The organism is Nonomuraea indica, assembly GCF_002850745.1.
GTDB classification, from domain to species: Bacteria; Actinomycetota; Actinomycetes; order Streptosporangiales; family Streptosporangiaceae; genus Nonomuraea; species Nonomuraea indica.
In genome coordinates, this window is sequence record NZ_KZ559467.1 from 368,384 (window position 1) to 383,822 (window position 15,439).

The 15,439-nt window shown below is 72.8% G+C and carries 13 protein-coding genes; 9 read left to right on the forward strand and 4 right to left on the reverse strand.

What is annotated here, in order from left to right; translation table 11 throughout:
* Window positions 1–45 precede the first annotated feature (45 nt).
* Window positions 46–2,640 (forward strand): bifunctional FO biosynthesis protein CofGH, encoded by a 2,595-nt coding sequence (locus CXR44_RS05825; protein WP_101783839.1) that lies wholly within the window; start codon window positions 46–48, stop codon window positions 2,638–2,640.
* 81 nt (window positions 2,641–2,721) lie between these two features.
* Entirely contained in the window at window positions 2,722–4,473 is a 1,752-nt protein-coding gene (locus tag CXR44_RS05830) for a substrate-binding and VWA domain-containing protein (RefSeq protein ID WP_245898870.1), read from the forward strand.
* 125 nt (window positions 4,474–4,598) lie between these two features.
* Here CXR44_RS05830 and CXR44_RS05835 read toward each other — a convergent pair whose 3' ends face one another.
* The 3 genes from CXR44_RS05835 to cofD form a co-directional block, all read right to left on the reverse strand.
* Complete coding sequence (locus CXR44_RS05835; protein WP_101784200.1) at window positions 4,599–5,327, reverse strand: lytic polysaccharide monooxygenase; 729 nt, start codon at window positions 5,325–5,327, stop codon at window positions 4,599–4,601.
* Between the two features lie 85 nt (window positions 5,328–5,412).
* Window positions 5,413–6,684: a coenzyme F420-0:L-glutamate ligase gene (locus CXR44_RS05840; RefSeq protein WP_101784201.1), complete on the reverse strand. Its 1,272-nt coding sequence runs from the start codon at window positions 6,682–6,684 to the stop codon at window positions 5,413–5,415.
* Between the two features lie 68 nt (window positions 6,685–6,752).
* Window positions 6,753–7,691 carry a 2-phospho-L-lactate transferase gene (gene cofD, locus CXR44_RS05845; RefSeq protein WP_101783840.1) on the reverse strand — a complete coding sequence of 313 codons (939 nt, stop codon included), beginning with the start codon at window positions 7,689–7,691 and terminating at the stop codon, window positions 6,753–6,755.
* Window positions 7,692–7,872: 181 nt separating this feature from the next.
* On the opposite strand from cofD, the gene CXR44_RS39290 reads away from it, so the two are divergent.
* Both CXR44_RS39290 and CXR44_RS05855 read left to right on the forward strand, forming a co-directional pair.
* Entirely contained in the window at window positions 7,873–10,140 is a 2,268-nt protein-coding gene (locus tag CXR44_RS39290) for a hypothetical protein (protein ID WP_101783841.1), read from the forward strand.
* A 320-nt stretch (window positions 10,141–10,460) separates the two neighbouring features.
* Window positions 10,461–10,721, forward strand: coding sequence for a WhiB family transcriptional regulator (locus tag CXR44_RS05855; RefSeq protein ID WP_049564653.1), 261 nt, complete (start codon window positions 10,461–10,463; stop codon window positions 10,719–10,721).
* 103 nt (window positions 10,722–10,824) lie between these two features.
* On the opposite strand, the gene CXR44_RS05860 is transcribed toward CXR44_RS05855, so the two are convergent.
* Window positions 10,825–11,265 (reverse strand): metallopeptidase family protein, encoded by a 441-nt coding sequence (locus CXR44_RS05860; RefSeq protein WP_101783842.1) that lies wholly within the window; start codon window positions 11,263–11,265, stop codon window positions 10,825–10,827.
* Between the two features lie 135 nt (window positions 11,266–11,400).
* Between CXR44_RS05860 and CXR44_RS05865 the strand changes: the two genes are divergently transcribed.
* Genes CXR44_RS05865 through CXR44_RS05885 form a run of 5 tightly spaced genes read left to right on the forward strand, consistent with a single transcriptional unit; the run spans window position 11,401 to window position 15,426 of the window.
* Window positions 11,401–11,769, forward strand: a complete 369-nt coding sequence (locus tag CXR44_RS05865; RefSeq protein WP_101783843.1) for a DUF3499 domain-containing protein — start codon at window positions 11,401–11,403, stop codon at window positions 11,767–11,769.
* Between the two features lie 41 nt (window positions 11,770–11,810).
* On the forward strand, window positions 11,811–13,172 hold the full coding sequence (locus CXR44_RS05870; RefSeq protein ID WP_101783844.1) for a phosphomannomutase/phosphoglucomutase: 1,362 nt from the start codon (window positions 11,811–11,813) through the stop codon (window positions 13,170–13,172).
* The gene (locus tag CXR44_RS05875; RefSeq protein WP_101783845.1) at window positions 13,169–13,336 is read left to right on the forward strand and encodes a Trm112 family protein; all 168 of its coding nucleotides are present in this window, start codon (window positions 13,169–13,171) and stop codon (window positions 13,334–13,336) included. Before CXR44_RS05870 ends, CXR44_RS05875 begins: the two co-directional genes overlap by 4 nt.
* On the forward strand, window positions 13,333–14,439 hold the full coding sequence (locus tag CXR44_RS05880; protein ID WP_101783846.1) for a bifunctional phosphoglucose/phosphomannose isomerase: 1,107 nt from the start codon (window positions 13,333–13,335) through the stop codon (window positions 14,437–14,439). The genes CXR44_RS05875 and CXR44_RS05880 overlap by 4 nt, the downstream gene beginning before the upstream one ends.
* A 54-nt stretch (window positions 14,440–14,493) precedes the next feature.
* Entirely contained in the window at window positions 14,494–15,426 is a 933-nt protein-coding gene (locus tag CXR44_RS05885; RefSeq protein WP_101783847.1) for a cation diffusion facilitator family transporter, read from the forward strand.
* Window positions 15,427–15,439 lie beyond the last annotated feature (13 nt).

The following is a 15,439-nucleotide window of genomic DNA, read 5'->3' on the forward strand; positions in this document are numbered from 1 at the left end:
CCCTGGGTGCGAGGCACGAACCCAGGCCGACGTAGTGTGCCCTGTATGAGTCTCGTCAGTGATTCCGCGCTCCGCCGCGCGCTCGCCCGCGCCCGTGACGGCAAGGCCCTCGACGTCACCGAGGCGACCGTGCTCCTGCACGCCCGCGGCGCGCACCTGGACACGCTCCTCGACCACGCCTCCCGGGTGCGCGACGCCGGGCTCCAGGCGGTCGGCCGGGAGGGGGTCATCACCTACAGCCGCAAGGTGTTCATCCCGCTGACGAGGCTGTGCCGCGACAAGTGCGGCTACTGCACGTTCGCCACCGCCCCGCACAAGCTGCCCGCCGCGTTCCTCAGCCCGGACGAGGTGCTGGAGATCGCCCGGCAGGGCGCCGCGATGGGTTGCAAGGAGGCGCTGTTCACGCTGGGCGACCGGCCCGAGGACCGCTGGCGGCAGGCTCGCGAGTGGCTCGACGCGCACGGCTACGACGACACGCTGTCGTACGTGCGGGCGATGGCCGTCAGGGTGCTGGAGGAGACCGGGCTGCTGCCGCACCTCAACCCCGGCGTGCTGAGCTGGCGTGACCTGCAGCGGCTCAAGCCGGTCGCGCCGTCGATGGGCATGATGCTGGAGACGACCTCGCGAAGGCTGTTCGAGGAGAAGGGCCGGCCCCACCACGGCTCGCCCGACAAGGACCCGGCCGTCCGGCTGCGCGTGCTGGAGGACGCCGGCCGGTCCAACGTGCCGTTCACCACCGGCATCCTCATCGGGATCGGCGAGACCGTCGAGGATCGGGCGGAGTCCATCTTCGCGATGCGCCGGGTGGCCCGCGAGTACGGCGGCATCCAGGAGGTCATCGTCCAGAACTTCCGCGCCAAGCCCGACACCGCCATGCGCGGCCTGCCCGATGCCGACCTGCAGGAACTGGCGGCCACGATCGCGGTGGCCCGGCTGGTCATGGGTCCGAAGGCGCGTCTGCAGGCCCCGCCCAACCTGGTGGACTCCGAGTACGCGCTGATGATCCGGGCCGGGATCGACGACTGGGGCGGCGTGTCGCCGCTGACCCCCGACCACGTCAACCCCGAACGCCCGTGGCCGCAGATCGACGACCTGGCGGCCCGCACCGCCGAGGCCGGTTTCCGGCTGCGGGAACGGCTGACCATCTACCCCGAGTACGTGCTGGCCGGCGAGCCCTGGCTGGACCCGAGGCTGTTCGCCCACGTCGAGGCGCTGGCCGACCCCGAGACGGGGCTGGCCCGCGAGGACGCGGTGCTCCAGGGCAGGCCGTGGCAGGAGCCGGACGGCGGCTTCGCCCCGTCCGGCCGGGTGGACCTGCACGTCGAGGTGGACACGACGGGCCGCACGAATGACCGCCGCGACGACTTCGACAACGTCTACGGCGACTGGGAGGCCCTGCGCGACCGCCTCGCGCCCGCGGCGGCGGGCTCGGTTCCGGGGTCGGCGGCGGCGGCGGCATCGGGGGGCGGCACGCCGGGCGAGCTGCGCCAGGCGCTGCGGAAGGCGGCGGCCGACCCGGCCGGGCTCACCGACGGCGAGGCGGTGACGCTGCTGTCGGCCGACGGCGAGGCGCTGGACGAGCTGGCCGCCATCGCCGACGACCTGCGCGCGCAGGCGGCCGGCGACGACGTCACCTACGTCGTCAACCGCAACATCAACTTCACCAATGTCTGCTACACCGGCTGCCGGTTCTGCGCCTTCGCCCAGCGCCGGACCGATGCCGACGCGTACACGCTGAGCCTCGAACAGGTCGCCGACCGGGCCGAGGAGGGCTGGCTGGCCGGCGCGACGGAGGTGTGCATGCAGGGCGGCATCCACCCCGACCTGCCCGGCACCGCCTACTTCGACCTGGCCAGGGCGGTCAAGGCCAGGACTCCCGGCATGCACGTGCACGCCTTCTCCCCGATGGAGGTGGTCAACGGCGCCAGCAGGACGAACCTGTCGATCGAGGAGTGGCTGCACGCCGCGAAGGAGGCCGGCGTCGACTCGCTGCCGGGCACGGCGGCGGAGATCCTCGACGACGACGTGCGCTGGGTGCTGACGAAGGGCAAGCTGCCCGCCAAGGAGTGGATCGAGGTCGTCACCACCGCCCACCGCGTGGGCCTGCCGACGACGGCGACGATGATGTACGGCCACGTGGACGACCACGCGCACTGGGTCAGGCACATCAAGCTGATCAGGCGGCTGCAGGAGGAGACCGGCGGGTTCTCGGAGTTCGTGCTGCTGCCGTTCGTGCACACGAGCGCGCCGATCTATCTCGCGGGCATCGCCAGGCCCGGCCCCACCGCCCGCGAGAACCGGGCCGTGCACGCCCTGGCCAGGATCCTGCTGCACGGCGCGATCCGCAACATCCAGTGCTCCTGGGTCAAGCTGCAGGACGACCTGTGCCGCCAGGTGCTCACCGGCGGCGTCAACGACCTGGGCGGCACCCTCATGGAGGAGACGATCAGCCGGATGGCCGGGTCGGAGAACGGCTCGTACAAGACGATCAGCGAGCTGCGCGCGATGGCGGGCGCCACCGGCCGGCCGGTCCGCCAGCGCACCACCGAGTACGGGATGCCGAGCGAGGAGCGGCTGGCCGCCTCGGCGGCGAGCGACGGCGTCTGCCAGAGCGTGCGCCGGGCCCTGCCGACCGTGTAGGTATAACATGTTCTAGCGAGTACTTGATTCGGGTGGGGGAGGCGCTGGGAGAATCATCACTCCCGTGGAGAGAGGTTCACCGTGCGGTTGGGTCGACACCGCGCCGCGTTAAGCGCTGAGCTGCGGCGGAGGAAGGCACTTCAGCGAGGCCTGCTGGCCGGGCTGGCCACCGTGGTGCTCGTCGCGGCCACGCTCGTGGTGCTCCTCGGCGGCGGTGGCGCACTGTGCGCCACGCGAGAGCCTGTTCTGGTCAACGTGGCCGCCGCGGTGGACGTGGCGCCCGTCGCGATGCGGGCGGCGGCCCGCTTCAACGAGACCAAGGCGACCTCGGACGGCCGGTGCGTGCTCGTCCAGGTCACCGAGCAGCCGCCGGCCACCGTGCTGCGGACGCTGATCGGAGACCGGGCGGGCGTGCTGCGTGACCGGCCGGACGGCTGGATCGCCGACTCCTCGGCGTGGATCCGGCTGGCCCGCAAGCAGGGCGCGAGCGCGCTGCCCGCGGGCGAGAGCGTGGTCGCCACCTCGCCGCTCGTCTTCGCCACCCGGCAGTCGCTGGCGCGGCGCTTCTCCGTGGGCGGCACCCAGATGAACTGGCGGATGGTCTTCCCCGCCACCGTGCGCGGACGGCTGCTGCCCACCGAGAACGAGCCCGACGTGGTCCGCGTCCCCGACCCGTCGCTGGCCGGCGCCGGCATCGCCACGGTCGCCGCCGCCAGGGACGTCGTCGGCACCGGGCCGGACGCCGACAAGGCGCTCACCGCGTTCGTGCGCTGGGCGCAGGCCGGCTCGGCCCCCGACTACCGCACGATGCTGGCCGCCGTGGACGACCGCGCCTTCTGGCAGCGCCCCGTCGTCATCGTGCCCGAGCAGTCGGTGTGGGACCACGGCCGCCGCCCCTCACCCGACCCGGTCGTCGCGCTGCACCCGCGCGAGGGCACCATCAACCTCGACTACCCGTACGTGGTGACCGCCACCGACCCCGCCGTGGCCGACGCCTCGACGGTCTTCGCCGAGTGGCTGCGCGGCCCCGAGGCGCAGGAACTCGTCCGGCGGGCCGGGTTCCGCTCCGGCGACGGCCTGCTGCCGCCGATCTCGCCGGGGCCGGAGATCCCCGCCGAGGCGCCCAGCGCGCGGCCGTCGGTCACGCCGCAGGACATCGACGAGGCGCTGCAGGCGTGGAGCCGGCTCGCGCCGCCCACCAACATCCTGGTCCTGGCCGACACCTCCAAGCACATGGCCGAACCGATCAAGGGCGGCATCACCCGGGTGGGCGTCGCGCTGGAGGCCGCCAAGATCGGGCTGCGGCTGTTCCCCGACTCGACGCACATGGGCATGTGGGAGTTCGCCGACAGGCTGGGCACCGTGAGGGGCTACCACGAGCGGGTGAGCCTCGGACCGATCAGCAGGCCCGCCAGCGGCCAGGTCGTCCGCCGGGGGGTGCTGGACGAGCTGACCACCTCGATCACCGCGCATCCCGACCGGGACAGCTCGCTGTACGACGCCGTCCTGAGCGGGTTCCGGGAGGTGGCGCAGGAGTACCGCGAGGAGATGAACAACGTGCTCCTGGTGATCACCGCCGGCAAGGACGACGGCCGCGGCACCCGGCTCCAGCAGCTCCTCGACCGGCTCAAGGCCGAATGGGACGCGGACAGGCCCGTCCAGATCGTGCTCATCGCGTTCGGCGACGACGTGGACCGCGACGGCCTGGCCCGCATCGCGGCCGCCACGAACGGCTCCCTGCACGTCGCCGAGCAGCCGGACGAGATCATCGACGTCTACCTCGCCGCCCTGGCGCGCCGCCTCTGCCACCCCACCTGCAAGCCGGCGGCCTGACCTCCCACGCACACCGCCTCGACCGCCCGGCAACCGGCCGCCGGTCGGCCCATGACTGCCGACTGCCGGCCGGGCGTGGGCAGCCGCCGGCGGGGCGTGCCAACCGGCGGCCGCTCAGCGGGCGGTCAGGCGCGCTGCCACAGGGCCGGGACGTTCGGCGGCTCCCAGCCGCTGATGGCCGTGTGCGCCTGGAGGCACCGGTACGTCGCTCCGCCATAGGTCACGGTGGACCCGGCGCCGTAGGCGGTGCCCGGCCTCCAGGTGTCGCCCGGGACCGACGTCGGGGTCGGGCTCGGGGTGGGCGTCGGGCTGGCGGTCGGCGTGGGGGAGGGGTCCGGGGAGCCGCCGCCGATCCGCAGGTCGATGCAGGCGTAGAAGGCGTTGGCCGTGTCGGCGACGTTCCAGATGGCCAGGACCTTCTGGCGGCCGGAGAAGCCGGACAGGTTCACCGTGTGGGAGACCGTGGGCGGCGGCTGCTGGCCCCCGCCGCTGAACGAGGCCACCCGGGTGTTGCCGATGTAGTACTCGTAGGTGCTGGTCGCGTGCCGGGCGGTGAACGTCCAGGTGAACGTCACCGTGGTGCCGACCGACGTGACCGGCCACGGCTTGCTCTCGTCGCTGAGCTGCGCGAAGCGGGCGTTGTTGGCGTGACAGTTGCGCAGACCCTTCGGCCCTTCCACGCTCTGCGGCTCGTAGACGATGTCACCGCAGCCGGGGACCTGCCCGCGGGCGCAGAACGCCTGACGGCTCGGTGGCGCGTTGACGTAGCCGTGGGCCTGCGCCGGCTGTGCGACGAACACCGTGGCGGCGACCGCGATCACCGCCGTGGCGAGTAACGTGAGCGTCCTTCGCATGAAGTGCTCCTTCACATGGGGGGATAACCCGAATGTAAAGGAAACTTTCCTAAGCGTATAGAGCTCCTGACAGCCCTTGTCAGGATCAGCGCACGACGATGAAGTCGTCCGGATCCCGGGGGGCGCGCTCGCGGGGCGGGGCGGCCGCATGGCCCACGGCGACGCAGCCCATCGGGTCCCACGAGCCCGGCAGCTCCAGCACCTCTCGCACGACCGGACGGCAGAACATCGTGGACGACACCCACGCCGAGCCGAGCCCCTCGACGGCGAGCTGGATCAGGAGGTTCTCGACGCCCGCGCCCGTCGCGACCACGAACATCTCGCGCTCGGCCGCGTTGCGCCGCTCGTCGCGGTAGGTGTGGGAGCCCTCCATCACCAGGCACGGCACCACCAGGTAGGGCGCGTCGCGCAGCACGTCGCCGCGCCGGACCCGCTTGGCGATCGACTCCTCCGAGAACCCGTCGCCGCGCAGGTCGGCGATCCACGCCTCGCGCATGGCGTCGAGCAGCCTCAGCCGCGTCGCCGCCGACTCGACCAGCACGAACCGCCACGGCGTCGTGTGGTGCGGGGCCGGCGCCGCGATGCCCGCCGCGACGGCCCGCCGCACCGCCGCCGGGTCGACCGGCTCGTCGGAGAACGCGCGGATCGTCCGGCGGGCGAACACCACGTCGCGCGAGCCGTAGCGGAACAGGTCGTCGGCGGACGGCCGCACCAGCGGCCGGACCCCCGGCCCGTCGTCGTCGGTCACCAGGTGCGCCAGCCCCCGGACGACGGCGACCGGGACGCCCGTGAGCTTGCCCTTGACCAGCTCGGCTGCCGAGGCGATCTCGTCGGCCAGCGCGGTCACCGTGGCGTTGAGCGGGTTGCCGTGGGTGTCGGCGAGCCCGCGGAAGTCCTCCAGCGCGAGCACGCCCGCCGCCCCGATGGCGACGTCGGTCAGCCCGTGCCGCCAGGGGCGCCCGAAGGTGTCGGACACGATCACCCCGACGCGCGCGGACAGCCCGGCCCGGACCCGCCGGGCGGAGGCGTCGGCGTCCTCGGGCAGCAGCAGGACGGTGCCGGGGTCGGTGTTGGACGCGTCGACGCCGGCCGCCGCCATCACGAACCCGTGCCGGGTCTCGGAGATGACCGTGTCGCCACGCCGGGCGACCACACGCACGGTCTCGTCCTCGATCGCCGCCGTGCGGTCGGGCGCGCGCCGCACCCGGCCCTCCGCCTTGCTGACGATCTTGGAGGTGATGACGACGATGTCGCCGTCGCGCAGGTCGGCGTCCTTGAGCAGGGCCGCGAGGTCGTCTCCCGGCCGCACTTCGCCGATGCCCGTGACCGGGATGACCTCGACCCGCTCGGGCGCCATCGCGCCGGACGCCCCGGTCGTGGGGCCGGCGGTGGAGCCGGGCGTCTGCTCGCCGGGGGAGCGGCCGGTCATCGGGCCAGCTCCAGGGCCAGGTCGAGGGCGGCGCGGGCGATGCCGGCCGTCGCCTCGGCGTCGTGCATGAGGATCGGCCGGGCCACCACCCGCACGCCGTCCAGGTGGACGCCGTCGTCCTCGGGCGCCACCAGCCAGCCGTCGAGCAGCTCCGCGCCGTACAGGCCGAGCACCGCCTGAGCCGTGGTCTCGACGCCGATGGCCGTCAGGCAGGCGTCGGCCATGCCGCGCACGGGAGCGCCGCCGATGATGGGGGAGACGCCCACGACCGTCTTGGGCAGCAGCGCCTCGCGGATGCCGGGGACCTGGAGGATCGTGCCGATGCTCACCACCGGGTTGGACGGCGGCAGGATCACCACGTCGGCCTCCTCGATCGCCTCCAGGACACCGGGTGCGGGCCTGGCGGTGTCGGCGCCGACCAGGGCGAACGACTCGGCGGGCACCGAGGCGCGCAGGCGGACCCACCACTCCTGGAAGTGGATCGCGCGGCGCCCCTGCTCGTCGGCGATCACCACGTGCGTCTCGCAGCGGTCGTCGCTCATCGGCAGCAGGCGCACGCCGGGCCGCCAGCGGGCGCACAGCGCCTCGGTGATCTGGGAGAGCGGGTAGCCGGCCTCCAGCATCTGGGAACGGACGATGTGCGTGGCGAAGTCGCGGTCGCCGAGCCCGAACCACTGCGGCTCCACGCCGTAGGCCGCCAGCTCCTCCTTGACGACGTGCGACTCCTTGGCCCGGCCCCAGCCCTGCTCCTCGTCGATGCCGCCGCCCAGGGTGTACATGACCGTGTCGAGGTCGGGGCAGACCCGCAGGCCGAACAGGGTGATGTCGTCGCCCGTGTTGCCGATGACGGTGATCCGGGCGTCGGGGGCCGTGGCGCGCAGGCCACGCAGGAAGCGGGCGCCGCCGATGCCGCCGGCGAGGGACACGATGTGCATGCGGCCAGTCTTCCACCGGCCTGCGACAACTTCTTTCAGGGGCCCGATTGCCCTGAAATATCGGGCTTTGAGGGTTCAAACCAGCACGACTGGGGAAGAAGAGGTTTTTGTGACTTGTGCCGCCTTGGGGCGCTCTTGTGGCAAACTCCCTTCGGGCTAAAGGGTTCCCTGGGGAGTGGTTGTGAGCAAACTTGACGTCGACCGGCTGAAGGAGCCGGCCGCCTGGCTGATGGTGGCCGCGGGCGGGCTGAGCGTGCTGCTGGCGACGGGCAGGGTCCTGATCGGCTCGTCGTCGGGCTTCGGCGGCAGCTCCATCGCCGACCGCGCCGCGAGCAACTTCTTCAGCCTCACCAGCCCGGTGACGGTGGCGCTGCTGCTGGGGGCCGTGCTCCTGGTGACCAAGGTCGGGCGGCCGTCGGCCAAGGCCAAGCTGTTCGCCTACGGCGCGGTGGGCGGGCTCGGCCTCGCCACGGTGTTCGGCGCACTGTCGCTGCTGCTCGGCCTGTTCGCGGACGGCGGCGCGTGGGCCAAGGTGGAGTTCCTGCTCACCGGCGTGCCCCTGCTGGGGCTGACCGCCGTGGCGCTGGTCTACCTCCTGCCGCAGGTCCTCGACGGGCGCCCCGCCTCCGGCCCGGGGTACGCCCCCGGCGCCTACGGCCAGCAGCCGCAGTTCGGTCAGGCTCCGGGCCAGGGCGCCCCGTACGGCCAGCAGCCCGAGTACGCCCCGCAGCCCGGCTTCGGCCAGCAGCCGCCCGGCCAGCCCCCCTACGGCCAGCACCCCGACTACGGCCAGCCGGCCGAGGGGCAGCACCCTGGTTTCGGCCAGCAGCCCGGCCACGGCCAGCCCGGTGACGGTCAGCAGCCGGGGTACGGCCAGCCCGGTGACGGTCAGCAGCCGGGGTACGGCCAGCCCGGCGAGGGCCGGCAGCCGGGGTACGGCCAGCCCGGCGAGGGCCGGCAGCCCGGTTACGGCCAGCCCGGCGAGGCCCAGCAGCCGCAGCCCCGCACGCCCCAGCCCCGCGCCGCCCTTCCCGCCGCTCCCGGCGACAGCAGGACCGACCCCGGCTACGGCGAGCCCGCCTTCCCGGGCCACGCCCAGCAGGAGCCGTCCTTCGCCCAGGCCGACCAGGGCTTCGGCCAGACCAACCCCACCCAGACCATCCCCGCCCAGAGCGACCACCAGGGCTTCGGCCAGACCACGCCGGCCGACCAGCAGGGTTATGGCCAGCCCGCCCCGGCCCAGTCGGACGGTTACGGCCAGCCCGCCCCGGCCCAGGCCGACTACGGACAGCAGGCCCCCGGCCAGGCCGACCCCGGTTACGGCCAGCCCGCTCCTGCCGACCAGAACTACGGCCCCTCCCAGGACCAGGGCTTCGGCCAGAGCGCTCCCCAGGACCAGGGCTTCGGCCAGACGAACCCCACCCAGTCCTTCCGCGCCCAGAACGACCAGCCGAACTACGGCCAGCCCACCCCGGCGCACGCCTCGTACACGCCCTCGGAGACCCAGCCCGACGCCGGTCAGCAGCCGGTCGCCGAGTACCAGCCCGCGCCCTACGTCCCCGCCGACAGCCAGCCGGGCCTGTACGGCCAGCCCTCCTACACCACGGCGGACTCCCAGCCCGACCTCTACACCCCGGCCGACACCCACCCGGCCGGCGGCTACCCGCCCGCGGCCGACTCCCCGGCCGGCCACGCCGCAGGCCCGTACGCGCCGCAAGCCCACCAGTCCGGCGCCTACACCCCGCTCGACGCCCAGTACCAGCCGTCGCAGCCCTCGTACCCCGCCCAGGACGGCGCCCCGTACGTGCCGCCGATCGTCCAGCCGAACGCCTTCGACACCCCGGCGTCCGCCGGCTACCCGACCGGCGAGACCGCTCCCAGCGTGCCGTTCCCCCCGGCGCCCCAGCAGGCCGAGCAGCAGGGCGGCCAGCCGTTCACCGGCTACTCGGGCCACGAGTACGCGGCTCCCTCCTACCAGGAGCCCGACCCGCCGGTGGACCCGCGCTCGCAGCAGCTCCACGACGCCTACCAGCAGGCGGAGACCTACCAGCACTCCGGCCAGCACCAGGCCAGGCCGTACGAGGACCCGCTCGGCCAGTCCCCGCAGTACCAGGCGCAGCCGCAGCAGCAGTACGGCGCCCAGCCCCAGCAGGCCCCGTACGGGCAGCCGCCGAGCGGCGCGCACCACGCGGCCGGCCAGCAGCAGTACGGCCAGCCGGCTCCCGCGCCCGGCCAGTACGGCCAGCAGTACGAGCCCCAGCCGGCACCGTACGAGCCGCAGCCCTACCAGCAGCAGCCGCCGTCGCAGCCCTACCAGTCGCCGGCGGAGTCCACGGTCCGGCTGGACCCGGACTCCTACCGCGGCGACGCGCTCGGCGAGCAGCGGCGCGGCGGGGACGACCCGATCGACCCCACAGCCATCTACACCCCCCACGAGCCGCGCCGGTAACGAACCGGCAAAGCACGGCTAGAGAGAAGGTGGGCCACGGGCGGGCGTCTATACCGCCCTGGTACGGTTCCGACCGCTGACAGCGTTGAACACGCCAGGCCAACGCCATGGATCCCGTGGCGCCGGGTCAGGTGCGAACATCACATGCCGAGCACACCGGGGCGAGAGCTGGTCTTTCCCCGGATAGCGGCATGCCGCTTGACGCCGCGTACAACACGCGCGTGTAATTACAACCATGTTGTTACGCCTTCGCTTGGGTGGGTAATAAGGAAGGCGTCCATGGGGGGCTCCATTGCGGGCGGGCGGCAGGGAGGTGTGCAGTGACCGATCTGGTCATCGCACAGGATCAGCTTGACGCTGAAGAACTCGGCTGGCAGGAGCGCGCCCTGTGCGCGCAGACTGATCCGGAGGCGTTCTTCCCGGAGAAGGGCGGCTCCACCCGAGAGGCCAAGAAGGTCTGCCGATCGTGCGAGGTCCGTGCCGAGTGTCTTGAATACGCGCTTGAGCACGATGAGCGGTTCGGCATCTGGGGTGGGTTGTCAGAACGGGAGCGCAGACGGATCAAGCGCCAGGCCGTCTAACAATAGGAAACACCGGCGAAGGGGTCGTGCGGTCACGCGCCGCGCGGCCCCTTCGTGCTGTTGCGCCGGCGGCGGCCCTTCGTGCCGTGCGCAGTGCCGTGCGCTAGCGGCGGTCGTCGTAGCCCGGGTCGACGGTCTCGGGAGACAGGCCGAGGAGCGTGGCCACCTGCTCGACCACCGTGTCGTGGACAAGTGCCCCGAGGGCGTCGCGATCACGGGCGCGGGCCTCGAGCGGGCGACGGTAGACCACGACGGACGCCGGGTCGGACCCCTGGGCCGGTTGGGCGCGGCCGAGCGGGATCGGGTCGGGGCCGAGGCCGGGGCCGTCGTCCAGCTCGCCGAGCGGCGGCACGTCCTCCACCGCGAACTCCACCGCCGAGAGCTGCCTGCCCCACTGCGGGCGCAGCCGGTCGACCGCGTCGAGCACCAGGTCGTCGAACCGCTCGCCGCGCGAGCGGGCGATCGGAACGTGGGACGGCGCGAGCGGGCCGCGCAACCCGCGACCGTGACGGTCACGCCGTCGTGGGCCCCGCTTCTCAGTCACAGGGCAAGTCTATGGGGAGACGGCATCGGTGCATGTGGGCTCAAAACCAGCGACAGGTGTCCGAATTGTGGCGACACGCTCGTTAAGAGCGCTCAGATAGTGGCGCCTCGCACTCTTACCAGATACGGTCCCTCCGTGAGCCCCGTCCGCCGCTGTTCCCGCACCGCCTGCAGCCAGCCTGCCGTCTTCACGCTCACGTACGTATACGCCGACTCCACCGCTGTTCTCGGCCCCCTGGCGACGTACGCGGAGCCACACTGCTACGACCTGTGCGCCGAACACGCCGAACGGCTGACCGCCCCGCGCGGCTGGGAGGTCGTGCGCCTGCCCACCGACGGCGGCTCACCCAGCTCCGACGACCTGGAGGCGCTGGCCAACGCCGTCCGGGAGGCCGCCAGGCCCGCGCCCGCCGGCGGCGGCGAGCCGGTCGGCCAGGGCGTCGAGGTCGGCCGCCGGGGACACCTGCGCGTCCTGCGGTCCGCCCAGCAACATCGCGACCGGTAGGCTCGTTCCTGACGTAGACGACCTAGGGGCGGAGCTGGAGAGTGGGCGACCTCGCCAAGATCTTCAAGGCTTACGACGTGCGCGGCGTGGTGCCCGACGAGCTGGACGAGGCGACCGCAGAGGCGGTGGGGGCCGCCTTCGTGGAGGTCACCGGGGCGGGTGCCGCCGTGGTCGCGCACGACATGCGCGACTCGTCCGTGCCGCTGGCCGCGGCTTTCGTGCGCGGCGCGCGCTCGCGCGGCGCCGACGTCGTGCACGCCGGTCTGGGCTCCACCGACCTGCTCTACTACGCCAGCGGCAGCCTCGGCCTGCCCGGCGTGATGTTCACCGCCAGCCACAACCCCGCCCGCTACAACGGCATGAAGATGTGCCGCGCCGGCGCGGTGCCGATCGGCGGCGACACGGGCCTGACCGAGATCCGCGACCGGGCCGCCGAGCTGGTGGGGGAGCGTGCCGGCGCGGCGGGCGGCCCCGCCGGGTCGCTGGTCGAGAAGGACCTGCTCGCCGGCTATGCCGGGCATCTGCGCACCCTCGTCGACCTGTCCGGTGTCCGGCCGCTCAAGGTGGCCGTCGACGCGGGCAACGGCATGGGCGGGCTCACCGTGCCGGCCGTGTTCGACGGGCTGCCGATCGAGCTGGTCCCGCTCTACTTCGAGCTCGACGGCACCTTCCCCAACCACGAGGCCAACCCGCTGGAGCCGGCCAACCTGCGCGACCTGCAGCGGGCGGTCCTCGACACCGGCGCCGACCTGGGCCTCGCCTTCGACGGCGACGCCGACCGCTGCTGGGTCGTGGACGAGCGCGGGGAGTCCGTCCCGCCGTCGGCGATCACCGCCCTCGTGGCGGCCCGCGAGCTGGCCAAGTATCCGGGCGCCACGATCATCCACAACCTGATCACGTCGCGCGGCGTCCCCGAGATCATCCGCGAGCACGGCGGCGAGCCGGTGCGCACGCGGGTCGGCCACTCGTTCATCAAGGCCGAGATGGCCCGCACGGGCGCCGTCTTCGGTGGCGAGCACTCGGCCCACTACTACTTCCGCGACTTCTGGTTCGCCGACTCGGGCATGCTGGCCGCGCTGCACGTGCTGGCCGCGCTCGGCGGGCAGGAGCTGCCCCTGTCGCAGGTGGTGGGGGCCTACTCCCGCTACCACGCCTCGGGCGAGATCAACAGTACGGTGGACGACCAGGACAAGGCGCTGCTGCGGGTGCGCGAGGCGTTCGGCGACCGGGGGACGGTCGACGAGCTCGACGGGCTGACGGTGAGCGCCGCCGACTGGTGGTTCAACCTGCGCGCGTCCAACACCGAGCCGCTGCTCAGGCTCAACGCCGAGGCGGCCGACGAGACCACGATGAGGGCGGTCACCGACGAGGTGCTCGCCATCGTAAGAAGGGTGTCAGTGTGAAGATCGACGACTGGCTGCTGGAGATCCTGGCCTGCCCGGCGTGCAAGTCGCCGCTGCGCGTCGAGGCCGAGGCCGAGGAGCTGGCCTGCACGGGCTGCGGCCTGATCTACCCGGTCCGCGACGACATCCCGGTGCTGCTCGTCGACGAGGCCAGGAAGCCGTGATCTGGGAGCCGGAGAGGCTCGACAACCCCGACCACCTGTCCGAGGGCGATCCGGGCGGCATGCTGCTCGCGGTCGCCGCGTCCGCCGCCCAGGTCCGCACCGGATACCGCACCGCCGTCGAGGCGGGTGTCGAGCGGCTGCGCGAGCAGGGCCGGCCCCGCGCCGTCGTGGTCGTCGGAATGGGCGGCTCGGCCATCGCCGGCGACATCCTGGCCGCCGTCTGCGGCAACGGCGCGCCGGTGCCGATCGTGACCGTGCGCTCCTACCAGCTGCCCGGCTGGGTGGGCGCGGCCGACCTGGTCATCGCGGTGTCCTGCTCGGGCCGTACGGAGGAGACGCTGTCGGCGGTCACGGAGGCGGTGCGGCGCGGCTGCTCGCTGCTCGCCGTCGGCGCTCCCGGCTCGCCGCTGGAGTCGATGGCCAGGCAGGCGTCCGCCACGTACGTGCCGGTGCCCGCGAGCGGGCAGCCCAGGGCCAACGTGTGGCTGCTGGCCGTTCCGCTGGTCGTGGCCGGCGCCGCGCTCGGCCTCGCGCGGGCCGACGAGGAGCTGTTCGAGAACGTGGCACGGCTGCTGGAGGACATGGCCCACCGGTGCCGGCCGACCAGCGAGTCGTTCGTCAACCCGGGCAAGGCGCTGGCCATGGACCTCGCCGAGAGCATCCCGATGATCTGGGGCTCGTCGCCGCTCGCCGCCGTCGCCGGATACCGGCTGGCCTGCCAGCTCAACGAGAACGCCAAGTATCCGGCGGTCTTCGGCGAGCTGCCCGAGGCCGACCACAACCAGGTGGTGGCCTTCGACGGCCCGCTCGCGCGGCGCGACATCTTCGACGAGACGCAGGCGCACACGCTCAGGCTCGTGATGCTGCGCGACGTGGAGGAGCATCCGCAGGTGACGCGGCGGCGCGAGGCGTCCGTACGGCTGGCGCACGACCGCGACGTGCCGGTCACCGAGGTGGCGGCCGAGGGCGGGCACCCGCTGGAACGGCTCGCCTCGCTGATCGGACTCGGCGACTACGCGACTACCTACCTCGCGCTCGGGTACGGCGTCGATCCGACCCCGGTGTCGGCCATCACGGAGTTGAAGGCCAGGATCTCCCACTAGGATCCCTTTTTCGGGGCTTTGTAGGCGTTTTACAGCTATGAGTGGAGAAGACCCGTGAGCGCGAGCGGCGGTACCAAAGCGATCATCGCGGCCTTGCTGGCCAACCTGTCCATTGCGGTAGCCAAGTTCGTGGCCGCCTTCTTCACCGGCTCCTCCTCGATGCTGGCCGAGGGCATCCACTCGGTGGCCGACTCGGGCAACCAGCTGCTGCTGCTGATCGGCGGCAAGCGGGCGCAGCGGAGCAGCACGCGCGAGCACCCGTTCGGCTACGGTCGCGAGCGCTACTTCTACGCCTTCGTGGTGGCCGTGGTGCTGTTCACCATCGGCGCGGTGTTCTCCCTCTACGAGGGCTTCCACAAGCTGTCGTCGAAGGAGGGCCTGGAGTCGCCCACCTGGGCGTTCGCGGTGCTGATCTTCGCGATCATCGCCGAGGCGTTCTCGTTCCGCACGGCGATCAAGGAGTCCAACGCGGTCCGCGGCTCGCAGTCGTGGGTGGCGTTCGTGCGCCGGGCGAAGTCGCCGGAGCTGCCGGTCATCCTGCTGGAGGACCTCGGCGCCCTGCTGGGCCTGATCTTCGCGCTGTTCGGCGTCACGATGGCGGTCGTCACCGGCAACCCGGTGTGGGACGCCATCGGCACGCTCATGATCGGCGTGCTGCTCGCGGTGATCGCGGTCATCCTGGCCATCGAGACCAAGTCGCTGCTGCTCGGCGAGGGGGCCACCCCCGAGATGGAGCGGCAGATCCACGCCGCGCTGGAGAGCGCCGAGGAGGTCGAGCGCGTGATCCACATGCGCACGCTGCACCTGGGCCCGGAGGAGCTGCTGGTGGCCGCCAAGATCGCGGTGACGCACAGCGACACGGCCGCCGAAGTGGCCAGGGGGATCGACGAGGCCGAGCAGCGCATCCGCGAGGCCGTGCCGATCGCCCGGGTCATCTACCTGGAGCCCGACCTCGACCGCACGCCGACCGGCGCGGCCGGCGGCTGAGCCGGCCGGCCCG